Source organism: Paenibacillus sacheonensis (assembly GCF_009909195.1).
GTDB classification, from domain to species: Bacteria; Bacillota; Bacilli; order Paenibacillales; family Paenibacillaceae; genus Paenibacillus_Z; species Paenibacillus_Z sacheonensis.
This window is the reverse complement of record NZ_JAAAMU010000012.1, coordinates 71,022-96,971: the sequence shown is the minus strand read 5'-3', so window position 1 is coordinate 96,971 and position 25,950 is coordinate 71,022. Positions and strand designations below refer to the sequence as shown.

25 protein-coding genes are annotated in these 25,950 nt (G+C 55.4%); 21 read left to right on the top strand and 4 right to left on the bottom strand.

All coding sequences use genetic code 11. From position 1 onward, the window contains the following. Positions 1–9 precede the first annotated feature (9 nt). Both mnmM and mnmL read right to left on the bottom strand, forming a co-directional pair. Positions 10–615 carry a tRNA 5-(aminomethyl)-2-thiouridylate-methyltransferase MnmM gene (gene mnmM / locus GT003_RS21180; RefSeq protein WP_161701550.1) on the bottom strand — a complete coding sequence of 202 codons (606 nt, stop codon included), beginning with the start codon at positions 613–615 and terminating at the stop codon, positions 10–12. Continuing rightward, the gene (gene mnmL / locus GT003_RS21175; protein WP_161701547.1) at positions 616–1,584 is read right to left on the bottom strand and encodes a tRNA modification radical SAM protein MnmL/YtqA; all 969 of its coding nucleotides are present in this window, start codon (positions 1,582–1,584) and stop codon (positions 616–618) included. Positions 1,585–1,899: 315 nt separating this feature from the next. On the opposite strand from mnmL, the gene GT003_RS21170 reads away from it, so the two are divergent. Further along, entirely contained in the window at positions 1,900–2,085 is a 186-nt protein-coding gene (locus GT003_RS21170; protein WP_161701545.1) for a hypothetical protein, read from the top strand. 210 nt (positions 2,086–2,295) lie between these two features. Then, positions 2,296–3,081, top strand: a complete 786-nt coding sequence (trmB, locus tag GT003_RS21165) for a tRNA (guanosine(46)-N7)-methyltransferase TrmB (protein WP_161701543.1) — start codon at positions 2,296–2,298, stop codon at positions 3,079–3,081. Here trmB and GT003_RS21160 read toward each other — a convergent pair. Beyond that, positions 3,000–3,557 (bottom strand): phosphatase PAP2 family protein, encoded by a 558-nt coding sequence (locus tag GT003_RS21160; protein ID WP_161701541.1) that lies wholly within the window; start codon positions 3,555–3,557, stop codon positions 3,000–3,002. The two genes, trmB and GT003_RS21160, sit on opposite strands and share 82 nt — an antisense overlap. Positions 3,558–3,801: 244 nt before the next feature. Here GT003_RS21160 and GT003_RS21155 point away from each other — a divergent pair, with 244 nt between their 5' ends. The 7 genes from GT003_RS21155 to GT003_RS21125 all read left to right on the top strand — a co-directional run bounded on the left by GT003_RS21155 (position 3,802) and on the right by GT003_RS21125 (position 10,018). Continuing rightward, complete coding sequence (locus tag GT003_RS21155) at positions 3,802–4,983, top strand: glycosyltransferase family 4 protein (RefSeq protein ID WP_161701539.1); 1,182 nt, start codon at positions 3,802–3,804, stop codon at positions 4,981–4,983. Positions 4,984–5,284: 301 nt separating this feature from the next. Then, complete coding sequence (locus GT003_RS21150; protein WP_161701537.1) at positions 5,285–6,523, top strand: glycosyltransferase family 2 protein; 1,239 nt, start codon at positions 5,285–5,287, stop codon at positions 6,521–6,523. A 399-nt stretch (positions 6,524–6,922) separates the two neighbouring features. Then, positions 6,923–7,513 carry a translation initiation factor IF-3 gene (infC, locus tag GT003_RS21145; protein ID WP_161701535.1) on the top strand — a complete coding sequence of 197 codons (591 nt, stop codon included), beginning with the start codon at positions 6,923–6,925 and terminating at the stop codon, positions 7,511–7,513. A gap of 27 nt (positions 7,514–7,540) precedes the next feature. Next, the gene (gene rpmI / locus GT003_RS21140) at positions 7,541–7,744 is read left to right on the top strand and encodes a 50S ribosomal protein L35 (protein WP_161701533.1); all 204 of its coding nucleotides are present in this window, start codon (positions 7,541–7,543) and stop codon (positions 7,742–7,744) included. Positions 7,745–7,780: 36 nt separating this feature from the next. Continuing rightward, complete coding sequence (rplT, locus tag GT003_RS21135; RefSeq protein WP_161701531.1) at positions 7,781–8,140, top strand: 50S ribosomal protein L20; 360 nt, start codon at positions 7,781–7,783, stop codon at positions 8,138–8,140. Between the two features lie 109 nt (positions 8,141–8,249). After that, on the top strand, positions 8,250–9,347 hold the full coding sequence (locus GT003_RS21130) for a M24 family metallopeptidase (RefSeq protein WP_161701529.1): 1,098 nt from the start codon (positions 8,250–8,252) through the stop codon (positions 9,345–9,347). Positions 9,348–9,643: 296 nt separating this feature from the next. Then, positions 9,644–10,018 (top strand): hypothetical protein, encoded by a 375-nt coding sequence (locus tag GT003_RS21125; protein WP_161701527.1) that lies wholly within the window; start codon positions 9,644–9,646, stop codon positions 10,016–10,018. Between the two features lie 29 nt (positions 10,019–10,047). Here GT003_RS21125 and GT003_RS21120 read toward each other — a convergent pair whose 3' ends face one another. Next, a complete protein-coding gene (locus tag GT003_RS21120; RefSeq protein ID WP_161701525.1) occupies positions 10,048–10,494 on the bottom strand; it encodes a GNAT family N-acetyltransferase in 447 nt (148 codons plus the stop codon). Positions 10,495–11,031: 537 nt separating this feature from the next. Between GT003_RS21120 and ilvB the strand changes: the two genes are divergently transcribed. From ilvB to GT003_RS21060, 12 genes are all read left to right on the top strand, one after another. Continuing rightward, the gene (gene ilvB, locus GT003_RS21115) at positions 11,032–12,777 is read left to right on the top strand and encodes a biosynthetic-type acetolactate synthase large subunit (protein ID WP_161701523.1); all 1,746 of its coding nucleotides are present in this window, start codon (positions 11,032–11,034) and stop codon (positions 12,775–12,777) included. Further along, positions 12,774–13,259, top strand: coding sequence for an acetolactate synthase small subunit (gene ilvN / locus GT003_RS21110; RefSeq protein ID WP_161701521.1), 486 nt, complete (start codon positions 12,774–12,776; stop codon positions 13,257–13,259). The genes ilvB and ilvN overlap by 4 nt, the downstream gene beginning before the upstream one ends. A 220-nt stretch (positions 13,260–13,479) precedes the next feature. Then, positions 13,480–14,472, top strand: a complete 993-nt coding sequence (gene ilvC, locus GT003_RS21105; protein WP_161701759.1) for a ketol-acid reductoisomerase — start codon at positions 13,480–13,482, stop codon at positions 14,470–14,472. Between the two features lie 156 nt (positions 14,473–14,628). Then, the gene (locus tag GT003_RS21100; RefSeq protein WP_161701519.1) at positions 14,629–16,173 is read left to right on the top strand and encodes a 2-isopropylmalate synthase; all 1,545 of its coding nucleotides are present in this window, start codon (positions 14,629–14,631) and stop codon (positions 16,171–16,173) included. A 657-nt stretch (positions 16,174–16,830) separates the two neighbouring features. Further along, positions 16,831–18,195 (top strand): sensor histidine kinase, encoded by a 1,365-nt coding sequence (locus GT003_RS21095; RefSeq protein WP_161701517.1) that lies wholly within the window; start codon positions 16,831–16,833, stop codon positions 18,193–18,195. Then, complete coding sequence (locus GT003_RS21090) at positions 18,192–18,851, top strand: response regulator (RefSeq protein ID WP_161701515.1); 660 nt, start codon at positions 18,192–18,194, stop codon at positions 18,849–18,851. The genes GT003_RS21095 and GT003_RS21090 overlap by 4 nt, the downstream gene beginning before the upstream one ends. Positions 18,852–19,045: 194 nt before the next feature. Continuing rightward, a complete protein-coding gene (locus tag GT003_RS21085) occupies positions 19,046–20,728 on the top strand; it encodes a DUF2339 domain-containing protein (RefSeq protein ID WP_161701513.1) in 1,683 nt (560 codons plus the stop codon). A gap of 194 nt (positions 20,729–20,922) precedes the next feature. After that, complete coding sequence (gene leuB, locus GT003_RS21080) at positions 20,923–22,002, top strand: 3-isopropylmalate dehydrogenase (protein ID WP_161701511.1); 1,080 nt, start codon at positions 20,923–20,925, stop codon at positions 22,000–22,002. A gap of 134 nt (positions 22,003–22,136) precedes the next feature. Next, a complete protein-coding gene (locus GT003_RS21075) occupies positions 22,137–22,685 on the top strand; it encodes a peroxiredoxin (protein ID WP_161701509.1) in 549 nt (182 codons plus the stop codon). A 186-nt stretch (positions 22,686–22,871) separates the two neighbouring features. Beyond that, a complete protein-coding gene (locus tag GT003_RS21070) occupies positions 22,872–23,297 on the top strand; it encodes a hypothetical protein (RefSeq protein ID WP_161701507.1) in 426 nt (141 codons plus the stop codon). A 156-nt stretch (positions 23,298–23,453) separates the two neighbouring features. Beyond that, positions 23,454–24,275, top strand: coding sequence for an RNA polymerase sigma factor SigI (gene sigI, locus GT003_RS21065; protein ID WP_161701505.1), 822 nt, complete (start codon positions 23,454–23,456; stop codon positions 24,273–24,275). Then, positions 24,272–25,882 (top strand): anti-sigma factor domain-containing protein, encoded by a 1,611-nt coding sequence (locus tag GT003_RS21060; protein WP_161701503.1) that lies wholly within the window; start codon positions 24,272–24,274, stop codon positions 25,880–25,882. The genes sigI and GT003_RS21060 overlap by 4 nt, the downstream gene beginning before the upstream one ends. Positions 25,883–25,950 lie beyond the last annotated feature (68 nt).

Genomic DNA, 25,950 nt, shown 5'->3' with positions numbered 1-25,950 from the left:
AAACGCTCCTCAGCCGTCTTGTCTATTCTCGATGGCGATAAGAAAAGGCGCTTCGGGCTTCTGTACCATTCGATAGATCATGGCCTGACCGGCTTTCTGCGGCAGAGATGCGGCCCATGCGGCGACAGCTTCCGCTTCTTCGGCCCCGCCGGCATGGCCGGGATAGAGAACGGCGGCAATGACGCCGCCAGGCCGAAGCAGCCGCAGCGACGCTTCCAGCGCGGCGAGCGTGGAGGACGGCTCCGTGATGACGGTCTGATCCGCGTCCGCTCCCGGCAAATACCCGAGATTGAACATGACGGCGGCAATGGCGCCGCGGTCCTCGGCGCGAACATGCTTGTCCATATCTGCATGGCTGGCATGCACGAGACGAAGCTGTGCGCCGGCGCTCGCCGCCGAAGGGTCTCCCGCGGACTTGAGCAGGCGCGCCCGCGTCCGCTCGAGCGCCGCTTCTTGGATGTCGAATGCATACACCGTTCCGCGCGGACCGACAAGCTCCGCCAAAAACTGCGTGTCCACTCCGTTGCCGCACGTGGCGTCAATGACGACGCTTCCCGGTGCCGCACGCTCCTTCACCAGCCGCTGCGCCATGCCGAGCACGCTGAGGAAGCCCATTTAAGGCGCCTCCCACAGACGGCCTTGCCATGTATCGCGGCTGGTCAGCTCATGGTCGATGGCGTTGAGCACTTCCCATTTCTTCAGGCTCCACATCGGCCCGATGAGCAGGTCGCGAGGCGCGTCGCCCGTCAACCGGTGCACGATCATGTCCGGCGGGAGCACCTCGAGCGTGTCGACGATCAGCTTCACGTATTCATCGCGATCCAGGAATCGCAGCAGCCCGGCCTCGTACTGCTTGACCATCGGCGTCTTGCGCATGAGATGCAGCAGGTGGATCTTGATGCCCTGCACATCCATTGCGGCGACGGCGCGTCCCGTGTCCATCATCATCTCGTGCGTTTCCTGCGGCAAGCCGTAGATGACGTGGGCGCAGACGCGAATGCCGCGGGCACGCAGGCGTTTCACGGCATCCTCGTAGCACGCGGTGTCATGAGCGCGGTTAATGAGCGCGGAGGTCGACTCGTGAATCGTCTGCAATCCCATCTCGACCCACAGGTAGGTGCGTTCATTCAGCTCCGCCAGGTAATCGACCACGTCGTCCGGCAGACAGTCGGGCCTCGTGGCGATCGACAGGCCGACGACGCCGGGCTGCGCAAGAATCGCTTCATAATATTCCCGAAGCTCCTCGACGGGCGCATACGTGTTCGTGTAGGCCTGGAAGTAGCCGATATACTGCGCTTCCGGCCATTTCTGATGCTGCAAATCCCGGATTTTGTTGAACTGCGTGATCAGATCGTCCCTGCGGCTTCCGGCAAAATCGCCCGAGCCCCGCGCGCTGCAGAAGGTACATCCTCCGGCGGCGATGGACCCGTCCCGGTTGGGGCAGGTGAAGCCGGCGTCCAGCATGACCTTGAACACTTTGCCTCCGAACTGCTCGCGCATTTCGTGATTCCATGTATGAAACCTTTTGTCGCTCCACAATCTAGGAGAGAGGGAGACGGCATCGGGCTTGAGTTGAACGTGCATGTGCTTGCAGCTCCTCTTGCTTCAATAATTCGTTCCAGCGTTTATCTACAATCATAACGAATATCGGCGCAAAACGCCATGATGACCCCGCTCGAACTGCCGAAAAAGCACTGGAAATTGTCGTACAAGCAGGGAAAATAGATGGAAAATGAAAGCGGTTAAATTGAAAAAAGGGCTTGCTAAACCTTACATGAACTGTTATATTAAAAGGGCGATAGATCAACAATATCACTGCTTTTACCACCTTCACACTACTCCTCATAGCAAGTTGATTTTTTGGAAATTCGCATGAATAAACCAGTGAGGTGATGAGGAATGAATACGCAAGTGAAAATTCCGCAGGGCGACGAGAAAGTCACGGTTGAATTAACGAGAAAAGAATTGATGTCGCTGGCAGGGATCCGCTTCCACGGTAACCATAATATCGAAGTATCCGCCCGCAAGAAGCTGCATGATATCCTCGAGTCGCAGGAGAGCGCCGCTCGGCAGCTGCTGAACTAAGATCATCAACCTAAACCGACTGAAGCCGACGGCGAGGAGCCTTCGGCTTTTATTTTGCTTATATAGAGCTGCAACAACCGCTCCAGATTAGATGCGTCTCCGCCGGTTCCCGGATTCAAGCCAAGCGAAGGGCATTCGGACTTTACAAGGCGTACGGAATTCGGGCACAATAAGGACTAGCTTAAGAAGACGTGGAGGAATGAATGCATTATGCGCCTTAGAGGAAGAAAAGGAATATTGGAAAGCATCGAAGCCCAGCCGGAGCTGGTCGTATTGGATGCGGCGCCGCATAAAGGACGCTGGCGCGAGTTTTTCGGGAACGACAACCCGATCTATATCGAGCTCGGCATGGGCAAAGGAAAGTTCATCAGCGACATGAGCGTGCGGAACCCGCACATTAATTATATCGGGGTCGACATGTACGATGAACTGATTCGCCGCGCGAGCGAGAAAGCCCGCAATGCCTGGGAAGCGGCGCACGGAACGACGCAGCCTCCGAACCTTGCGCTGCTTCGCGCGAATATCGAGGGCATCGAGAGCATGTTCGCGCCGGGCGAGGTGCAGCGGATCCATTTGAATTTCAGCGATCCGTGGCCGAAAGCGAAGCATGCGCGCCGCCGTCTGACGCATCCGCGGTTCGTGGCGAAATATATCGAAATTCTGAACGAGCTCGGGGAAATTCATCTCAAAACCGATTCGCAGTCCCTGTTCGAGTTCTCGCTCAACAGCTTCGCGGATATGGAGCTGCATATGCGCAGCATTTCGCTGCATCTGCACAAGGAAGAGCTGCGCGACGATCTCGTGCTCACGGAATACGAGGGCAAGTTCGTCGAGCGCGGCAATAATATTCACCGCGTCGAAGTCGTCATCGGCGAGCAGGCGATCGCTGCTCACAAGGCTGCGAAGCGCGCGGCTCAGATCAAAGACCAGGCAGCGGAGACGAGCACGGAGGACAATGAACCAAGTACGGCGCCGACCGTGACGTCGGAAGGATAATGCAAGCCGAGATACATGCGTGACCAAGCGACCGAGCCCCCGATCAGCACCGCGATCGGCAAGAGGAGCGGAAGCAGCGCGGAATCGATCAGCAGCCAAGGCGTGAGCCAGGCGAATACAGCCGTTGTGTGACCCGAAGGAAACGACGAGTCGCGCAGCGGCTTTCTGCATGTATGCACTTCCGCGAGCGCTTGATACGGACGAAGCCGGCTGAATTTGCGTTTGACGACGGCGACGGGAATATGGCTGACGGTTACGGCCGCAGCGCACTGCCAGCCCGCCGTGCTCCATGCGCCAGGGGCGGCGAGCGCGCAGGCCAGGGCCGTGAGGAGGGTGAACGATGCGCCTCCCATATGGGTCATCGTACCTAGCCATCTGCTCAGCCATACGTTCACGGCCCGATGGGGCGGCCTGCGATTCGCCCAGAAGAATATCCGCTGTTCCTGCGCGATCACCCAGAAAACCATATTGATCATGGCCATCTCCTCCGGTATGCGTTGTAGTTTGGGACTCTTCCTCCACAGCATAAACCGCGAATGTTTGCGCTGCATCAACGGCCTGCTAACCCGGTATTAATTTGAATCCCAATTCTTCATCAACCCTTCACGAAGCCTTGATACCCCGGTAATACAATTCCTTTACAATCACTCCAAACTACCGGCCGCAGCGACCTTTTACCTAGAAAGAACTGCGCAAGCCGGACGGCGGAGGCGATTTGGAATGCGGCTGGCTATATTCACGGATACGTTTGCACCGGAGATCAACGGGGTAGCACGAACGCTGGAGCGTTGGTCGGATTACTTGCACGCGCGGAACATTCCTTGTCTTGTGTTTGCCCCGGATCCAGCGGCCGCCGCGTCGCCGGAAGCTTCACCCTTTGTGGAACGTTTCGTCAGCCTGCCGTTCTTCCTCTACCCGGAGTGCCGCTTGGCACTGCCGAATCCGCTGCATGTGCGCCGGGCGCTGCATGCGTTTCGGCCGACGATGATCCATGTCGCGACGCCGTTTAACATGGGGCTCCTCGGCATTCGTTACGCCCGAAAACACCGAATTCCGCTGGTCGCTTCGTATCATACGCATTTTGACCGCTATCTGGCGTTTTACAATATCCAATGGATGGTTAAGATGTTATGGAGGTATATCGACTGGTTCCATGCCGATTGCCGGTATGTGTTCGTACCCTCCGCATCAACCCTTCGAGAATTGAAGGAACGGGGGTGGGACGAGAAACGATTGGAAGTCTGGACGCGGGGCATCGATACGAAGGCCTACCATCCGAATGCGGACAAAGCGCGGCTGCTGGCCAAACACGGCTTGGAGCGCAGCAAGTTCATCGTATTTTATGCGGGCAGACTTGCCCCGGAGAAGAACGTCAACGTTGCCCTATCGGCGTTCGCGAAGTTTCAGCGGGACGTATGCCCGGAAGCGACGCTGGTGCTGGCCGGAGACGGACCCTCCATGGATAGTCTCAAGCTGCAGGCGCTTCGGGAAGGCGTGTCCGCGCATTTCCTGGGATTTACCGCCATGCCGGAACTGCAGCAGTGGTACGCGGCATCGGATGTGTTCCTATTTCCGTCGCCGACGGAAACATTCGGCAACGTCGTGCTGGAAGCCATGGCCTGCGGTACGCCCGTCGTCTGCGCGGATACCGGAGGCGTCACGGATACGGTGCGGCATGAATGGAACGGTCTGTGCTGCGAGCAAGGGAATGCGGATGCCTTCTGCGATGCGTTGGAACGGCTGTATCGCGACGAAAGCATGCGCAGCCGATTTATAGCCCGGGGACTCGCGCACAGCCTGCGGCAGTCGTGGGATGCGATATTCGACGAGCTGCTCGCTAAGCTGCAGACGACGGAAATTCAGCCGGCCGCGCGTTCATCAATTCGTCACACACGGGGTTAATCGGGCGAAACCAAATAGCTTTCTTTCACGTTCATTAAAAATGAAACATGTTTTTGCTGTAAATGGCTGAAAATAAGGGCGATCGGGAAGAAAACAGGGGTTCAGTCCCCTACAGTTCCGATGCAAGCGCTTTTCTCCGCTTTCTCAGGCGCTCAGCGCCGATTTCCACTTTTGACAAATGCATGCTCAGCATGGAAAATCAGTAGGGCCGTGGTTTACAAAAAATAGATACCTCGGCTGTCCAACCAACAGAACAGAGAGAATATGACAAAAAGGGGTCTCAAGGGGGTAACAAAACGTAATGATCAACACCATTATTATTTTGTTTCAAGTTTTTTTGGCTTTCGTAGGGGTTTATCAATTTTGCATTTCCCTGTTCGGCATCGCCAGAAAACGCAAAACCGCTCAGCATAAGCCGCAAAAATCGTTTGCCGTCCTCGTCGCCGCGCACAATGAAGCCCAAGTGGTCGGGGCGCTCGTCGAGAACCTGCAGAAACTGGATTACCCGAAAGAACTTTACGATATCTTCGTCATTTGCGACAACTGCACGGACAACACGGCCGAAATCGTGCGCAGCTACGGCGTCACGGCCTGCGAGCGCAAGAACCCGCATCTTCGCGGCAAAGGCCACGCGATCGAATGGATGCTGAAGGAACTGTGGGCGATGCCGCGCCAATACGACGCGATCGTCATGTTCGATGCCGACAACCTCGTGGGCAACGACTTCCTGATGCACATGAACAACGATTTGTGCGAAGGGCATAAAGTCATTCAAGGTTACCTGGATACGAAGAATCCGACGGACTCCTGGGTTACCGCTTCTTATGCCATCACGTACTGGTATTGCAACCGGCTGTGGCAGCTGTCCCGCCGTAACCTGAACATGGCCAATTACCTCGGCGGCACGGGCATGTGCTTCGACACCGAGCTGATCAAGGAAATGGGCTGGGGCGCGACGAGCCTTGTCGAGGATTTGGAGTTCTCGATGCGCTGCGTGAAACGCGGCATTCATCCCGTACTCAATTACGACGCCAAGGTGTACGACGAGAAGCCCCTTACGTTCAAAGCCTCGGCGCGCCAGCGGCTGCGCTGGATGCAGGGCCACTTTACCGTGGCGCGCAGTTATTTCTTCCCGCTCTTGTGGCAGAGCATCAAGGAGCGCAGCTTCGTCAAGTTCGACGCGGCGCTGTATTCCATCTCGGTGTACAATACGTTCCTGGGCTTCCTGGTCACGGCACTGCTTTACATGGATAACTTGATTCCGGCGGACAACGTGTTCGCATCGATTTATTATTATTTGCCGAGCTGGGTCGCGGTCGTGGCCATCACGGCAACGGTCGTCATGTTCCCGCTCGTCATGATGCTCGAAGGGATCAAATCGTGGAAGATGTACTTGCACCTGTTCTCGATGGTCATCTTCCAGCTGTCGTGGCTGCCGATTACGTTCTATGCGTTCTTCACCCAGAACAACAAGCAATGGAGCCATACGCAGCATACGCGCGTGCTTCGTCTCGAAGAGGTGCAGAGCAAGCAAGTGTAGCTTAACCGATTGCTTAGGCGTTTGGCGAAGCATCGAGATTGCGAATGAGAACGACTTTGGTGCGGAGCACCACGGGAGCGATCATCGCAATCTCGATACGAAGCCGTTATACGCCCGCGTCGTACAAGATCCGGTTTCACGCTGAGGTTGACTATAGGCAACGAAACGTGCTATATTATTTCGGTAAAGTGTCTGAGACATTATGAACGTCATGTTTACGCACAAGCAGAGGCGCCCGCTTCTCACCTATTCGGCTGCGGCTGAACGGTTTGCGATCGATGATTAAGAACAGGCTTCAGCCGTCGGCTGATTGGAATGCCTTTTATCTTGGTTATTGAAATGCGGGTCCCGAGCGGACCCGCATTTTTTGCTTTTGCTGGGAAGATCAGATCAGCGAGTATGAGCGTTACGCATTCTTTTCTGATCTTTTTGAGAGAAGGCGACTTCTCGATTCATAAACTTTGGAGGTGGCAGGTTATTAGCAGGGAACATCAAATCAATGATGAGATTCGGGCGAGAGAAGTCCGCGTCGTAGGCGCCGAAGGCGAGCAGATCGGCATTAAGCTTTTCCGTGAAGCACTGCAAATGGCAATCGATTTGAACATGGACCTCGTAAACGTTGCACCGACAGCGAAACCGCCGGTGTGCCGCATCATGGACTATGGCAAATTCCGTTATGAGCAGCAGAAGAAAGAGAAGGAAGCCCGCAAGAACCAGAAGATCGTCGACACCAAGGAAGTTTGGTTCCGTGCAAACATTGACGAGAATGACTACCAGACGAAATTCCGCAATGTCGTGAAGTTTCTCGGCGAAGGCGATAAAGTGAAATGTTCCGTTCGTTTCCGCGGACGTGAAATCACGCATGCTTCCGTCGGCCAGAAAATTCTGGACCGGCTTGCAGGCGAAGTAGCCGATTTGTGCGTCATGGAGCGCGTTCCGAAGCTTGAGGGCCGCAGCATGATCATGATTTTGGCACCTAAACCATCCTAACCAACATTCTTTGAGGAGGAACTCCAAATGCCGAAAATGAAAACACACAGCAGCTTGAAAGATCGTTTCAAAATCACGGGTACAGGTAAAGTAATGCGTTATAAAGCTTACAGAAACCACCTTCTGTCGGGTAAATCCGCTCGTCAAAAGCGCGTTCTGGCTACGCAGCCCCTTATGGCTTCCGGCGACATCAAGCGTCTGGCTCAAGGTCTTGCGAACATCAAAGGTTAATTTTTATTCTTACTAATACTCGGGAGGTTTCTACTCATGGCAAGAGTTAAAGGCGGATTCGTCCGCGCACGTCGTCGTAAAAGAATTTTGAAACTGGCAAAAGGTTATTTCGGTTCCAAGCACCGCCTGTTTAAAACAGCAAAAGAGCAAGTGATGAAATCCTTGCTTTACGCATACCGCGACCGTCGTCAACACAAACGCGACATTCGCAAACTGTGGATCGTTCGTATCAATGCGGCAGCTCGTCAAAACGGCCTGTCCTACAGCAAGTTCATGTTCGGTTTGAAACAAGCCGGCGTTGAAGTGAACCGTAAAGTATTGGCCGACCTGGCCGTGAACGACATCAACTCGTTCAACGCGTTTGCTAACCTTGCGAAACAAAAAGTGAACGCCTAGTTTACTTGAAGCGCATAGATGAATAGCGCCCTCCCTTGCGGAGGGCGCTATTTCGTTCTGTATACTTTCGCAAGGGGACCGTACAATAGAATGGAAAGGCGGTCATACGATGAATAGCCCAGCCAGTCGCATAAACAAGCTGCACGCATACATGGACGTTAACGGTATCGACGCGATGCTGATCACCGCGCCTAAGCATGTGTATTATTTGACGGGATTCGCCTCCGAGCCCCATGAACGATTTCTCGGGCTGCTGCTGCCGCGCGGAGAAGAGGCGAAGCTGCTCGTGCCCGCGCTCGATTATGAAGCGGCTCAAGCGGCGTCCGGCGCGACGAACATTCACACCCACGCGGATACGGACGATGCGCATGCGATTCTTCGCGGTCTCATGCCAAGCGGCGTTCGCTGCCTGGGCGTCGAGAAGGAGCATCTCACGGTGAGCCGATTCGAGGCGATGAGCGGCGCGATCGGGGCGGAGTCTTACGTGGATATCGGCATGCAGCTGCGCGATATGCGCGCGGTCAAGGCGCCGGAGGAAGCCGAGCGGATGCGGGAAGCCGTGCGGATCGTCGAGGATGTACTGCGCGCAGGAATAGGCCTCGTGAAGCCGGGGGTCACGGAGATCGAGCTCGTCGCGGAGCTGGAATACCAGATGAAGAAACGCGGCGCGCAAGGTCCGTCGTTCGATACGCTCGTCCTTGCCGGAGCGAAGTCCGCGATGCCGCACGGCATGCCTGACCGGAATGTCGTGAAGGAGGGCGAGCTCCTCTTGTTCGATCTCGGCGTGTTCGCGAACGGCTACGCTTCGGACATTACGAGAACGTTCGCGGTCGGCGAAATCACGGACGAGATGAAGCGGATCTATAACGCCGTGCTGGCCGGCAATCTTCGGGCCGTCGAGGCGGTGCGTCCGGGTGCGTCGTTCGGCAGCCTGGACCGCGCGGCGCGCGAATCGATAACGGCAGCCGGATATGGCCCGCAATTCAATCACCGCCTGGGACACGGGCTTGGCTTGGATATTCACGAGTATCCGTCCATTCACGGGAATAACGGGGAATTGCTGCGAGAAGGCATGACATTCACGATCGAGCCCGGCATTTACGTCCCTGGCATAGGCGGCGTGCGCATCGAGGATGACGTGCTCGTAACGTCACAAGGCGTCGAAGTGTTGACGCGGTATCCGAAAGAATTAACCGTGATCGGTTAACCGGCGGAATGGGATAGAGGCGGGCAGGGCGACCTGACGCTCGCAAACAATGTAAGATCATAGATTCATGCACCTCGATGCGAATCGTCGTGAGCTTGTACGAACCCGTGCCGAGAGACGCGGGTTTTGTTGAATTGGTGTATTGCCCTATGGACATCGGTACAATCGAAATCTCCTGCTAGCGAATAGAGTATAGGACAACGCCGAATTACCTTCCGAGACAAATGCAGGGCAGGAATGTTTGCCGTATAAGGCAGACGCAAGCATTGGAAGTACAATCATGAGGAGGAAATCCTATGCCACGCGTTACAAAAGATCAAGCGCAAAAGCTGGTCGGCAAGACCATCTATGCGGTTCGCAAGGACGGATCGGTCATTACGGGCAAGCTCGTACGGATGCACCAAAACCAGCTGCAGCTGGTACCGGTCGTTAACGGCAAAGAAGTTCAGACGAGAGCGATCATTCCGCTCGTCTTGTTCGACCTGCTGGCCATCGGCTTATTCGCGGGGCCTTTTGGCTTCGGAGGCGGCTTTGGCGGCGGTTTCGGAGGCCCTGGCTTCGGAGGTCCCGGTTTCGGGGGTCCTGGTTTCGGCCCCGGCTTTGGCGGCCCGGGCTTCGACGGCTGCAATCCATGCTGCCAGCAGGGTTTTGTTAACACGCCATTCTATTAAACGGGCGAACGTCGGACACGCGGTAACAGCTACACCAACGATTTCATCATTTCGTAGCAGCGCAAGTCGGGATAATAGCGGACAGTCTGAAAGCCCAGTCTGGCATAGAGCCGCTGGGCTCTTGGATTGCCGTGATCGACGAACAGGCGGGCGAGCTTGGCGCCTTTTGTTCTCGCCTGCGTCTCTGCCTGGTTCATGAGCGTCGTGCCGATTTGCTTGCCGCGATGCTGCGGATGCACGACCAGCAGGTCGTAGAGAAGCACGCTTTCGCGAATATAGAAATGAATGTAGCCCACAGGCAGGCTGCGCTTCGTGCGGGAATAGACCAGCGAGACGCCTTCGGCGAGACGCTTCGGCAGCTCTCGAATGGTCTGCGCATCCCGAGGGGAAGCCGTATAGGAAAGAGGGATCAGCTCTTGCTTGATCAGCCGAATGATTTCTTTGTCATCCGTTCGCGCCTGACGTGCTCGAATCATAAGGCATCCCGCTCTCTTTATCATAATGCTACATTCTATGTCGATTTGGAGGGCCGTGCTCCCGCGGAAAACCGGCGTACATAAGTTTTTCTCCGAATGCTCATCCTTCTTCTTGACGGATGGAATCCCGAAGCATATAATAAACGATAAGCTAAGAAGAACGGCATTGCCGTTATTGTGCAGGTTCATAAAGTGATCGGCTATGAAGAGGACGAAGTGTTAAGGGCCCTTTTGCTCCAGAGAGCGTGCGGAACTGCTGAAACCGACGCCAAAATCCCTTTTCAACGAGCTCACCTCGGAGCTGTTTTCCTGAAAAGTATCGTTTGCCAACGATACGCATTAGGGAAAATCGTCAGGCACACGTTAATGTGCCAAGGTATGAATGGACCTCTGCGTCGTTCTTACCTTATGAGGTTATGTGCCGTGAGGCGTATAACAACCTGGGTGGTACCACGGAAGATCAACCTTTCGTCCCTGGATGCGGCATGCATCTGGAGACGAAAGGTTTTTTGTTTTTTTAGAAGGGAGGACGACTTAATGGTCGCTCAACATGCAACGTTAAGGTCAAAAGAGGAAATTAAGGAAAAGCTGAGACAACCGGAGGTCATCTCGGGCTCAGAAATTTTACTTCGCAGCTTGGTGCTTGAGGATGTCGATTGCGTGTTCGGTTACCCGGGCGGCGCGGTGCTGTACATCTACGACGCCATGCATGGCTTTTCGGACTTTCAGCATCTGCTGACCCGCCACGAGCAAGGCGCCATTCATGCGGCGGACGGCTATGCGCGGGCAAGCGGCAAAGTCGGCGTCTGCATCGCGACATCGGGACCCGGCGCTACGAACCTGGTCACGGGCATCGCCACTGCGTATATGGATTCGGTGCCGCTGGTCGTCATCACCGGTAACGTAGCCACGACTTTGATCGGCACGGATGCTTTCCAGGAAGCGGACATTACGGGCATTACGATGCCGATTACGAAGCACAGCTATCTGGTACGCAAGGCAGCCGACCTGCCTCGTATCATCCACGAAGCGTTCCACATCGCCAATACGGGCCGCAAAGGTCCTGTCTTGATCGATATTCCGAAGGACGTATCTGCCGAACTGACGATGTTCGAGCCGGTAACGGAAGTAAACATTCGGGGCTACAATCCGACCGTGCAGCCGAACAAGCTGCAGGTCGACAAAATGATCAAAGCGATTCAGGAAGCGGAACGCCCGCTCGTGCTGGCTGGCGGCGGCGTCGTCTATTCGGGCGGACACGAGGAACTGCATGAGTTCATCGCGAAATCGGGTATCCCGATTACGACGACGCTGCTCGGTCTGGGAGCTTACCCAAGCGGCGAAGACCTCTGGCTCGGCATGCCGGGCATGCACGGTACGTACACGGCGAACACGGCGATCCAAACGTCGGATTTGCTCATCAATATCGGAGCTCGCTTCGATGACCGCGTAACGGGCAAACTGGCCGGCTTTGCGCCGCATGCCAAAATCGTTCACATCGACATCGATCCGGCGGAAATCGGCAAAAACGTGCCGACGGACATTCCGATCGTGGGCGACGTGAAGACGGTGCTCCAAATCGCGAACAAAGACGTGAAATACGCAGCGAAAGCCGATGCATGGCGCGCGCAGCTGCTGGCATCCAAGCAGGAGAAGCCGTTCAGGTACAAGGACAGCGAAGACGAGCTGAAGCCGCAATGGGTTATCGAGATGCTCTATGAGGAATCCAAAGGCGAAGCGATCGTTACGACGGACGTCGGCCAGCATCAAATGTGGGCTGCGCAGTTCTACAAGTTCAACAAGCCGCGCTCCTGGGTTACCTCCGGCGGCCTCGGCACGATGGGCTTCGGTTTCCCGTCCGCGATCGGCGCTCAGATGGCGAATCCGGACCGGCTCGTCATCTCCATCAACGGCGACGGCGGCATGCAAATGTGCGCGCAGGAGCTCGCGATCTGTGCCATCAACAACATTCCGGTCAAGGTTGTTATCATCAACAACCAAGTACTCGGCATGGTGCGTCAATGGCAGGAGCTGATTTACGAGAATCGCTACAGCCACATCGATCTGTCCGGCAGTCCGGATTTCGTGAAATTGGCGGAAGCGTACGGGGTTAAAGGATTCCGGGCAACGAATAAGGAAGACGCGCGTGCGGTATGGATCGAAGCCATGAACCACCCGGGTCCGGCTGTCGTGGAATTCGTTGTTCGCAAGCATGAAAACGTGTATCCGATGGTTACGCAAGGATCCACGATCGATCAAATGTTAATGGGGGATGCGGAATGAAAAGACATACAGTAGCCGTTCTTGTCAATGACCAGCCCGGCGTCCTCCAGCGCGTATCCGGCTTGTTCGGACGCCGCGGCTTCAATATCGAGAGCATCACCGTCGGGACAAGCGAGGAAGCCGGCTTGTCCCGGATGGTCATCGTCACGACGGGCGACGACAACACGCTGGAACAAGTCATTAAGCAATTGTACAAGCTCATCGATGTCATCAAAGTCGTCGATCTCAGCGCCAACCCGATGGTTGGACGCGAACTGGCCTTGATCAAAGTAAGCGCGGAGCCTGCCTCCCGTCCGGAAATCATGGGCGTCGTGGAGACGTTCCGGGCTGCCGTCGTCGATATCGGCACGCACTCCATGATGGTACAGGTTGTCGGCGATACGGAGAAGATCGATGCGATGGTTGAACTCATGAAGCCGTACGGCATTCGCGAGCTGTCCCGTACGGGCGTCACCGCAATGACCCGCGGCAACGCGAAGTAAACCGTCGGACGAATCGTGCGCAAGACAACGTAACGTTATCGGACGAGGAATGAATGTAACAAACGAATGAAATGAGCGAAGACGCCGCTTTTGAGCGGGGGTTAGAGCGCGGAGACGCGATTTTGGACGAGCGGCTTGCCAGACTTGCAGTTTGCTGCCGAGACGTCCCGCCTGTAACACCCGCTCAAAAGGGTTAAATAAAAGGAGGCTTCATTTACACATGGCAGTTACATTGTATTATGAAAAAGATGCAGACCAAAGCGTTCTGCAAGGCAAAACAATCGCAGTTATCGGTTACGGTTCCCAAGGCCACGCGCAAGCGCAAAACCTGCGCGACAGCGGCCTGAAAGTCATCATCGGTCTTCGTGCCGGCAAATCCGCTGAAAAAGCCAAAAACGACGGTTTCGAAGTATTGTCCGTCGGCGAAGCCGTTAAATTGGCTGACGTCGTACAAATCCTGATGCCGGACGAAACGCAAGCGCGCGTGTACAAAGAAGAAATCGAGCCGAACCTGAAACAAGGCGCAGCTTTGATGTTCTCCCACGGTTTCAACGTGCACTTCGGCCAAATCAAACCTCGCAAAGACAACGACGTATTGCTCGTTGCTCCTAAATCGCCAGGTCACATGGTTCGCCGTACGTACGTTGAAGGCTTCGGCGTTCCTGGTCTGATCGCGATCGAGCAAGACGCTACGGGCAACGCGCAAGCAATCGGCCTTGCTTATGCCAAAGGCATCGGCTGCACGCGCGCAGGGGTTATCGAAACTTCGTTCCGCGAAGAAACCGAAACCGATCTGTTCGGCGAGCAAGCGGTACTTTGCGGCGGTGCGACTGCACTGGTTAAAGCAGGCTTCGAAACCTTGGTTGAAGCTGGCTACGCGCCTGAAATGGCATACTTCGAGTGTCTGCACGAGCTGAAGCTCATCGTTGACCTGATGTATGAAGGCGGCCTGTCCACGATGCGCGATTCCATCTCCAACACGGCGGAATATGGCGACTATGTTACAGGTCCTCGCATCGTAACGGACGAAACGAAAAAAGCGATGAAAGCCGTTCTTACCGATATCCAACAAGGTAAATTCGCGCGCGATTTCATCTTGGAAAACCAATCCAACAATGCATTCATGTCGGCTACTCGCCGCAACGAAGCGCAGCACCCGATCGAAGTGGTCGGCGGTCAACTTCGCGAACTGATGCACTGGATCAAGAAGTAATATACATTCATGAACCGGGCGATCCGGTCATACCTTTGAAATATAAAAGCATGGTTGCCCGGATATGCGGACCGGCCCCTGCGTCTCTTGCGTATGCGATAGACGTCAGGGCCGTTTCGCTATCCGGGATTATTCTTGAAGTCCGAGGTGTAACTAATGCGCAAAATATATATTTTCGATACGACGCTTCGTGACGGCGAGCAATCCCCGGGCGTGAACTTGAACACGAAAGAAAAGCTGGAAATCGCCTATCAGCTCGAGAAGCTTGGCGTAGACCGCATCGAAGCGGGTTTTCCGGCAGCTTCCCCGGGCGATCTCGCCGCGGTTAACGCGGTAGCCCGCGCCGTGAAGAACGCGACGGTCATCGGCCTGTCCCGTTCGCGCGAACAGGATATCGATGCCGTGGTCGAGGCGCTGAAGGGCGCTCAGGACCCTTGCCTCCATCTGTTCCTCGCTACGTCTCCGATCCACCGCAAGCATAAGCTGCGCATGGAGAAGGAGCAGGTGCTCGAGACGGCAGAGCGCGCCATCCGGTATGCGAAGCAATTTTTCAGCAAGATCGAATTTTCCGCCGAGGATGCGGGCCGCACGGAACTGGACTTCCTCTGCCAAGTGACGGATATGGCCATCAAGGCGGGAGCCTCGGTCATCAACATTCCGGATACGGTCGGTTACATGAATCCTTCGGAATACGGTCATATTTTCAAAACCTTGAAAGAGCAAGTGCCGGGCATCGAGAAAATCCAGCTCAGCGCGCACTGCCATGACGATCTTGGCATGGCGACGGCGAATGCGCTGGCCGCGATCTTGAACGGCGCCGACCAAATCGAAGGCACGATCAACGGCATCGGCGAGCGCGCGGGCAACACGGCGATCGAAGAAGTCGCGATGGCGCTTGCGACCCGTTCCGATTTCTTCGGGGCGACGACGGGCCTGAACCTGAAAGAAATCGCCAAGACGAGCCGACTGGTCAGCAGACTGACGGGCATGGTCGTTCCGGGCAACAAGGCGATCGTCGGCGCGAATGCCTTTGCGCATGAATCGGGCATTCACCAAGACGGCATGCTGAAGGAAAAAACGACGTACGAGATCATTTCGCCGGAAACGATCGGTTTGATCGACTCCAAGCTCGTGCTCGGCAAACACTCCGGACGCGCCGCATTCCGCGAGAAGCTGATCGATCTGGGCTATGAGCTTTCCGATGAAGCCGTGAACGGGGCGTTCGCCAAGTTCAAAGATCTCGCGGACAAGAAGAAGAACGTCAGCGACGAAGATATTCGCGCCATGCTGGAAGAGAAGCTTGTCGATGCGCCCGAGGTGTATACGCTCGAGCAGATTCAAGTCAGCTACGGCAACCAGTCCACGCCTAACGCAACGCTGAGCATTCGCATGGCGGACGGCAGCGTGCAGGAGACGCGGGCGGAAGGCAACGGCTCCGTCGATGCGATCTACAACGCCATCGATGCGCTGACGTCGGAGACCGTGGAGCTTGAGGATTACTCCATCAAGTCCGTTACGCACGGCAAGGACGCGCTCGGCGAAGTGCATGTCGTCCTGAAACAGGGCGACGTGTCCGCTCAAGGCCGCGGCGTCAGCACCGATATCCTCGAAGCGAGCGCGCGTGCGTACGTCGACGCGTTGAACCGCCTGGTGGAGAAACGGAAGACGCCGGGGCGGCGCGACAAAATGAGCCTGATTTAAAGGCTCATTGAACAAGGGGGCGCCCTGCGGGCGGGACGGGTCTGCGATCGCTGTCGTAGTTCGGATTTCCTCATTTTATTAGACATTTAGAGGTGGAAATCCGACTACAAAGGCGACGCTCCGACTCCGTCCCTCCCTCCGGGCGCTCTTGTTAATAGAACCTTTAAAGGATTAGGACAGGTGACGCTTCAGTGGCCCTCGCGGGCTTACTGGGGCGTTTTTGTTTTTTCAGGGGCGGCACTGCAGAGACTTAGAGCGACACGATACAGAGCGAATCGGGAGCGTCAAGATTAGAGCAGCAAGCCTCAGGTCGTCTTGCCTTGGGGCGTGAGGGCGATACACAGAGGCCGAGCTTTAGGGCGACAGAGCGAAAGAATAAGGCGGAACCTTAGAGCAGCAAGCCTCAGGTCGTCTTGCCTTGGGGGCTTGACAGAGAGGCTGAGCTTAGGGCGGTACAGAGAGGCCGAGCTTTAGGGCAACAGAGTGAAAGAATAGGGCGGGACCTTAGAGCAGCAAGCCTCAGGTCGTCTTGCTTCCTCCATCTAGTACGTTTGTTGTAGAACTGCCGTTGTAAATCCGTGCGAAGGACTAGCTTTTCCCGTGCTATAATGTAGGAAAATCAGACAGTTATCAGGTCACTGGGGGAGCTTCCGGAAGATGTTGTTTGTTTGGATCGTGCTTTGGGTCGCGGCAGGACTTCTGCTTACTGCCAACCGGCGGAATCCGGCGGGGCGCTGGCTGAGTTTGGTGGCGTTTTGCGGTGGAACGGGAGCATTGGCTTCGGTGGTGGAGGGCTGGATCGCGGCTTGGCTGGACAGCGGCGCGATCGATTTATCGGGCGAGCAGGTGCTGCGTTCCATGCAGCGCGGCTGTTCGTGGACCAGCTATTACGGGCTTCCCTTCGGGTTCTTGTGTTTCGGCGCGGCCTATAACCGGGATCTGCTGCCGGCCGGGATTTACCGGTGGCTTCCTTACGCGGCAATCGTGCCGCCGCTTGGCATGCTGCTTCTTCCGCTTAATAACCACTACCCCGTTCAATATAATTGGCTCGCGACCTGGGCGCTGCCTTATTTCGTGCTCGGGGCTGTGCTGCTGCTGTGCAAGGCGCATGTGCATCCCGCGGAACGGCGAGCGCACGCGCTGTTGCTGTTGGCGGTCATGCCGGCGGTCCTGATCGCGGTCGCGATGAATTATGTGCTGCCGCTGTTCGGATTGTACCGATTATGGGTGTACAATGTGTGGCCGATCGGTTTTGCTTTCGTCATCTTCATTTTCTCCTTGTTCAATTTCGGCTTCCTCGGCGTGCAGCTGCTTATTGAGAAACGTCAGCTGGACTACTCTTTCCGCGCCATTACGAGCGGTACCGCCATGCTCAATCATGCGATCAAGAACGACATCGGCAAGATTAAGCTGTTCGCCGACAAAATCGGACGGGAAGCCGAAGGCCAAGAAGGGCTTCGCGCGGACTTGAAGGTGGTCGGCACGGCCGCCGCGCATATCGAAGCCATGATTCGCAGCGTTCACGAGCGAACGCAGGAGCTGCGGCTTCAGCCGCGCATCGTGCAGCTCTCCGGCCTGGTTCGCAGTCAGCTTGCAGCGATCGCCGCACAGACAGCCGAGCGGGGCATTGACATACGCGAGCAGCTGGATGAGTCCGCTTCCGCCGAAGCGGATCCGGAGCAGACGAAGGAAGCCATCCACAACGTGCTGCAAAATGCGATCGACGCCATGCCCCGAGGCGGTCAGCTGAGCATCTCGGTGATCGGCGGGAAACGAGGCAGTACGATCGAAATACGCGATACGGGAACGGGAATCGAGAAGGCGCAGCTCCGCAAAGTGACGGAGCCGTTCTTCACGACGAAGAGCGGCAAGGCGATGAATTTCGGACTCGGGCTGGCGTATTGCATCCAGCTTATGAGCCGCCAGGGCGGCGAGCTTCGGATAAGCAGCGAGCCCGGGGCGGGCACGACCGTACGGTTTCATTTCCGCGCCGTACGAAGACAGAGAGGAGGCCGGCGATGAACGGCACACCGATACGCGTCATGCTTGTCGAAGACGACCCGGATTGGCGCAGAGGGTTGATCGCGTACTTGAACAACGAGCCGGACTTGACGGTCGTCTCCGAGACGGACGACCCGGCTGCGGCGGTGCAGCTGGCAGCAGAGGCCGTGCCGGATGTCATCCTGCTTGATATTATGCTCGCGGACAGCCCTGAAGGGCTCAAGCTGGCGGGCGCTTTGGGCGGAGCCTCGCAGGCGCGCATCATTATGCTAACGTCGATGGAGGATCGGGCATTCGTCGCGGAGGCGTTCCGGGCCGGCGCGGTCAACTATCTCGTAAAGTCGGACTTTGCCGCCATTCCGGAAGCGGTCAGGCAAGCTTCGGCGGACCGTTCCGCCATCGACGCTTTCGCCGCCAGACAGATGCTGGAGGAATTCCGCAGGCTGAAGAAGGTGGAGCGCGAGTACGAGACGGACAAATTCAAGCGCATGCTGACGCCTTCGGAGGTACAGCTGCTGTCGATGATCCATGAAGGCTACAGCCAGACGCAGATAGCGGAGCAGTCGTTTCTGTCGCTGCGAACGGTGAAGAATCACGTGGGCAATATTTTGCGCAAAATCGGCGGGAAGAGCAGCAAGGATGCGGCGCAGAAAGCGAAGGATCACGAGTTGTTTTGATTCGGCCTGAGTTTGTAGTTGCAGTTGTAGTCGCGGATACAGTCACAGTCGCGGTTTCAAATGCAGGCGCAGACAAGTGATGTGCCAAAGGCCAGGTACCAGAGAAAGTTAGTACTTATGAGGCGGGGCTGTCGGCTCTACAATGGGAATTAGGAGCACATCCTAAAACTTCATCCCAACTGGGGGCTGCCCGAATGAATGAATTGTGGAAAAGGCATTGGACGACGCTGATTGGCGTATTATTCCTGCTTGCTGCGCTTGCGACGCTGTTCAAGTACACCGTCGAGCAAGACTTGATCACCGTACCTATGAAACTAGGCTTCGGCATGCTATTCGGAGCCGCTGCCGGCATGTCGGGACTGGCATTCGCCAAGCGCGCCGAGAGAAGACTCGCCGGTGAAATCCTGCTTGGACTCGGAGCGGCCGTCTGGTATATGACCAGCGCGTACGCCGGCGTCTACGAAGCGATCTGGGAGCCGCTCACCGTCTTCATCGTCATGACGGCGATTACGGTCGGCATAACGCTCTACGCGTACCGCTTCGATTACCGGCTGCTGTTGGGGCTCGGACTTGGCGGAGCGCTGCTGGCGCCGCTTGTGCTTCGGCCGGATGCGGACCATGTATTCCCGCTCTTCCTGTATCTGTTGGTCGTGAATGCCGCGTACTTCGCCATCGGCGTCGCAAAGTCTTGGCTGGAGCCGAGAATAGGCGCTTTCGCAGCCACATGGCTCTTGTATGCCGTGTACTACATGCAATTCACGCATCTCGACAGCGGATGGTTTACGATGCCGATGTCCTATGCTTCTGCCGCTTTCGTCTTCTATGCGCTCGCGTTCTTCGTCTCCGCATGGCGGGAGAAGTGCGGGTTCGCGGGTTGGAACCTCTATGCGAGCTTCGCGAATACGGTCATCTTCTGCTTGTGGGCGCCTGCGCTGCTGGGCAGCCGATTGTCGATGACGCTGCTGTTCGCGGCGATCGGCATCCTGTATTTGGCCATGAGCGAAATCGTCATCAAGTTCGGCAAACAAATGAAGACCGCATTTTGGTCGCATCTGCTGTTCGGTGCCTTCATGCTCTTGATCGGGCTAGCCGAGATCGGCGGAGGCTCGGAATATCATCCCGTCATCGGTGTCTATGTCTGGTCGTTGGTGGCGGCGCTGATCGGAATTGCCGGCATGAAGCTTCGATCGGACCTGCTTAAACTGGCTGCATCGATGATTTGGCTGTTCACGGGCACGTATTGGTTCGGAACGACGTGGGACGTACCGAGAATGGACTGGTTCGCGGTCTATGTACCTTTTCTGAACGGAGGCGCTGTGGCGTGGATGCTGCTGGCCGCCATCGGCTTCTGCTTCTCTAGAATGTTCCGCTATAAGAGCCTCCATAGGGAAGCGGACAATATGCTGCTGGGCCATATGTACGCCATTCTCTCGCATCTGGTCGTCGGCGGGCTGCTGACGGTTCAGCTTACGAATGCGGCGGATGAATACGATTGGCACATGGGGACCGGACTGTTGTTGTCCGTCGCATGGGCGGTCTATGCATTGCTTCTCTACTTATGGGGCGCATACAGCCGAGGACGTTTGTTCCGCTGGTTCGGCTCGGCCGTGCTGGTCATCGTGGCCTTCAAAGCGATGCTGTTCGATTTATCGGGCGAGGATACGTTCTATAAAATCATCGCATTCGCATTGCTTGGCGCGATCTGCTTCGGAATAACAGGAGTGAACCAGCGGTGGCGCGACCGCGAGCTGGCCGGCGCGGCACAGCAGCATCCGCAGCCGAACCTTGCCGAGTTGTCTGAACGGCCGGAGTTCGATGGAGAAGCTCAATCGCAAGATCAAGCACATTCACAAACGCGCGATCAATCTCCGGATTAGAACCAAATTAGAACCAAACCAGGCCGCGCAGACCGGCGAAAGCTAGTCTGAATCGTCCTCTTATATGCTGAGCCTATAAAAGTCATAGCTTTCATATCTTTGTCTTTATGGCGTCGTTGTGGTACAACTAGGGTAGACTGAGAACCATAATCAAGGACGGCTAGCAGGTCCTGAATAAGAGGAGCGTTTATTCCATGGCGGACGTAAAAAAAATCGCAGTAATCGCCGGTGACGGCATCGGCCCGGAGGTAGTCGGCGAGGCGCTGAAAGTATTGAAGAAAACGGAAGAACTGTTCGGCTATCAATTCGAAACCGAGCACGGCCTGTTCGGCGGCATCGCAATCGACGAGAAAGGTACGCCGCTTCCGCAGGAAACGCTCGACATCTGCAAGAACGCCGATGCCGTACTTCTCGGCGCGGTCGGCGGCCCGAAATGGGACAACAATTCCAAAGAGCTTCGCCCTGAAACCGGCTTGCTCGGCATTCGTAAAGCGCTCGGCTTGTTCTCCAACATTCGCCCGGCGAACGTGTTCGACTGTTTAAAAGAAGCATCCACGCTGAAACCGGAAGTGCTTGACGGCACGGACCTGATCGTCGTGCGCGAGCTTACGGGCGGCATCTACTTCGGCGAGAAATTCCGCCGCGAGGGCGAGCACGGCGAAGAAGCGGTGGATACATGCGTATACAACGTGAAGGAAGTAGAACGCATCGCCCGCCAAGGCTTTGAAATCGCGCGTACCCGCCGCAAGAAGCTGGCTTCCGTCGATAAAGCGAACGTGCTGGAAACGTCCCGCCTGTGGCGCGAAGTCGTGAATCGGATCGCGGTCGAATATCCGGATGTCGAATTGGAGCATGTGCTTGTCGACAACTGCGCGATGCAGCTGCTCCGTCGTCCGTCAAGTTTCGACGTTATCGTAACGGAGAACATGTTCGGCGATATCATCAGCGATGAAGCCGCAATGCTGACGGGTTCGATCGGAATGTTGTCCTCCGCATCGCTCGGCGAAGGCAGCTTCGGCCTGTACGAACCGGTACACGGCTCGGCTCCCGACATTGCGGGCCAAGGTATCTCCAATCCGATCGCGACGATTTTGTCCGTAGCGCTCATGTTCCGCCTGACATTCGGCTATGCTGAAGCAGCGCAGTGCATCGAGGATGCGGTGAAGTCCGTACTGGATGCAGGACATCGTACCGGCGATATCGCTGTGGATAAGAGCAAAGCGATCGGCACGATCGAAATGGGCGATCTCATCATCGCCGCAATGAAGAAGTAATTTAGAATAATTATAAGTAAGTAATAACTTCAATATTGACTTCGTTCTTAATAGTTGGTATTATTCTAAACGTAGTCACCAAATGAGTTTCATTCTCAACCGTATATCATTCAAACTTTTAGGAGGTTTTTTACATGGCAGAACGTTTGGTTGGTCGTCCGGCTCCTGAATTCTCGATGGAGACCGCAACAGGCAATGGTCAAGATTTCAGCACGGCTGCTCTTTCCGATTACAAAGGCAAATGGCTGGTACTCTTCTTCTACCCATTGGATTTCACGTTTGTATGCCCTACAGAAATTACGGCGCTTAGCTCGGCGGCTGAAGAATTCTCGAAACTGAACACCGAAATCCTCGGCGTCAGCGTAGACAGCAAACACAGCCACCGTGCTTGGATCAATACGCCTGTCAATGACAACGGTCTTGGCAAGCTGAACTTCCCGCTTGCAGCCGATATCACGAAAAACGTTGCCCGCGACTATGGCGTTCTGATCGAAGAAGAAGGCATCGCGCTTCGCGGCCTGTTCATCATCGATCCGGAAGGCGAAATCAAATACCAAGTCGTTAACCACAACGACGTTGGCCGTTCCGTTGAAGAAACGCTGCGCGTATTGCAAGCATTGCAATCCGGCGGCCTGTGCCCGATCAACTGGAAACCAGGCGACAAAAACCTGGTTGCGAAATAATATAGAGCCCATGTCCGACAAAGCCCGAGGTCTTTCACAGACCTCGGGCTTTCTTCCTATTCCTAAAGTACCGGATTAGAACAGGTTGCCGTGCGCAAGCAGGAATTTTGCCGTCGCAGTGCGAATAAGTTAAATCATGTTTCAAGAGGCGAGAATTGTGGTAAGCAGTTAAGGAGGGAATCCGGCATGAGCTTTTGCTGCGGTGCCAGCATGATTGGCACGAACGGTACGTTGAAGCATTTTCGTACCCATATTCACAATGTCCCGATTCTGTTTTGTCCGGTTTGTCATCGCGTCGAAATTCATTATTTAATCGAGAACGAATATGAAATCCTGGCGGAATATGCGCATGGGGACGGCGCATCCGAGGTCGATTTCATTGAATACGTCGAACAGGAAGATCAAGAGCTGTTCGAGAATTGCGTCAATAACGAGAATGAAGATCCTCTGGAAGTCGTCAGCAATCAGATCGACATGGCGCTGGACCTGCTCAGCTTCGCGAAGCAAATCGGCGACGAAAGCTGGCAGGGCGATTTAAAGAAGCGGCTTGGCGTATTGAATCAACGGCGCAACAAGCTCAGACAACGCAAAACCTCTGAAGGATATTGTTAGCGGCAAAAGCCTCCTGACGAAGGGGGCTTTTTTATTGCACGGGACTTGGTTTTGCTGGATTGCCGGGTCTTTCGCGAAATTATTAGAAATCACTAATCTCTACCCCCTCAAACCAAACAAGAGGACTCGAATACTGTACATGTGAGGTGGAGCTGGTTGTTACTCGTTCTGTTCAAACGAATTTTCGGCGGCAAGCACGATACGTCCGCGGTCACCCCCGATAACCGAATCGCTCCGGAAGAAATGATCGAGCAGATTCGCCGTGGAGAAGCGTCCCGCGACGCATTCATCAACGCTTACCAGCCTTATATCGCAAAAGTAACGAGCCGATTTTGCAAACGTTATATTGATCCCGCAAGAGCGGATGAATTCAGTATCGCGCTCGCTGCTTTCGACGAAGCGATCGGACAGTTCTCAAGTCAGGCAGGAAAATCGTTCCTCGGCTTCGCCGAAACGGTCATTCGGCGCAGGCTTATTGACTATGTCCGAAAAGAAAGCAGGCATCACGTAACGGTGCCCTACAGCGCGTTCGATCAAGAGGACGAAGAGGAATCGACCGTCAACACGATCGAAACGAACGAGGCGATGCATCGCTATTCGCTAACGCTGGAGGCCGAAGCCCGAAGACTCGAGATCGGCGAATACGACGGCAAGCTCAAAGCATTCGACATTGCGTTCGCCGAACTGCCCGATATTTCGCCCAAACATACCGATTCCAGGCAGCTGCTGATCGCAATCAGCAGACGATTGGCGAACGACCCCGAGCTCTACGCTTATTTGGAGACGAAGCAGAAGCTGCCGATCAAGGAGCTCTGCGAAATTACCGGCGTATCGCGTAAGACCATCGAGCGCAACCGCAAATATATTATCGCGCTGACGATTTTACATAATGGAGATTTCCCTTACTTACAGCAGTACATTAAACCTCAAGACCCGGTGCAAAAGGAAAAGCCCGCAGTGGAAGGAGTGAGAGCATGAGCCGTGGAATCGTAATGGAAACTGGCAGCAAACACGTCATCGTAATGATGCCGGACGGTCAATTCCGTAAAGTGCGAACTGCGCTCAAGCCCGAGATCGGCGAAGAATTCACCTTCTCGGAGCAAAGGCGGATGCAGCGGCCGCGCAAGCTGTACAGTTTCAGCGCCGGCGCAGCAGCGATCGTGCTCGTACTATTCGCCCCTCTCCTTGCACAGCAATTCTCGAAGCCATCCTCCGTCGTCGCTTATTTAACGATGGATGTCAATCCGAGTATCGAGCTTGGGATCAACAAGGATGAGCAGGTAGAAGAGCTGAGGCCGATTAATGTCGATGGCGAGAAAGTAACGAAGGACTTGAAATATAAAGGGCTTCCGCTGCAGACCGTTACCGAGGCCATCATGGACCGGATCAGCGCAGGTCCGTACTTGAACAGCGGCGAAGGCGACGTCGTGATTACGAGCGTAGCCGTCCAGGACGTTATGAAGCCGGCGGAGGAAATCAACCTCACTGCGCATATGGACTCGGCCGTGCGCAAGTCGCTCGCCAAGACCGACAAGGGCCGGAAGCTGCAGGTCGAAGTGACCACGTTGTCCGCGCCGAAGGAAGTGCGCGAGGAAGCGAAGCGTGAAGGCGTATCTTCCGGTAAAATGGCGTTCTACCTGATGGCGAAGGAGCAAGGCTACCGGATTTCCATCGATAACTTGAAGAAAGAATCCATCCATCAAGCGGCGAAGAAGATGGGCGGCGTTGCGGCGATCATGAACGGTCGCGATAGCGAAGATAACGAAGCGAAGAATTCCGGCCCATCCGCTTCCGCGCCGGTTAAACAACAGACGCTCAAGCCGCAGCCGGCCAAGTCGGATGCATCGAAGGAAGCGGAGAAAGAAGCGCAGCTGGAGAAGCAGAAGAAGCAGCTCGAAGCGCTGGTCAAGCACGAACAGGAGAAGCATGGCGCGCATAAAGGAAATAAGGATGATGGCCGCGGCACCAACGGCGAATCCGATAGCGGCCGAATCTTGCAGCAGGGCGGCTTCATTAATGTCATGGAGCATTCCCCGGGCAATAATGGCGGAGGTCATGACAGCGTAAGCAAAGGTGGTCAGAAGAAGGACGATAATGATAAACCGCCTTCAAAAGCACCTTCTCATCAGCAATCCCATATCGGCTCCAATCCTTCCAAGGATTCGGGCAGCAAAGTAAAAGGCGGCGGCGAAGAGGCGAAAAAAGCTTCTGACAGCCGCCCTAGCGGCGTTATCCAAGGCAGCGGCGCAATGGTCGGCATGCATGCCGGTTCAAGCACCGGAAATATGTTTTCGGATACGCGAGATCAGGATAAGGACAAGCGCGAGGATACCAGCAAGGATAACAACAATATAAACAGCAAAGGCACCAGTAAGAACAAGGGTTCCGCCAGCAGCAGGGACAACGATAAAGATAAAAGTAGAAACAACGATCAAAATCGCGGCAGCGCAAACGAGGACAAAGGGAAAGACACGAGAAAGAGCAATGACAACGGCATGAATAACGGAAACGATGACAGCAATCGCAAAGGCTCGGGCGGAAGCGATCGAGCGAATAATGACTCGGATAACTTGAGAGGGCGCTGATTTCAGCGCCTTTTCCTTTGGTTTTTCGCTCGAATCCGAAAGAGCCGCTTACCGTGGCGCCGTGAAGA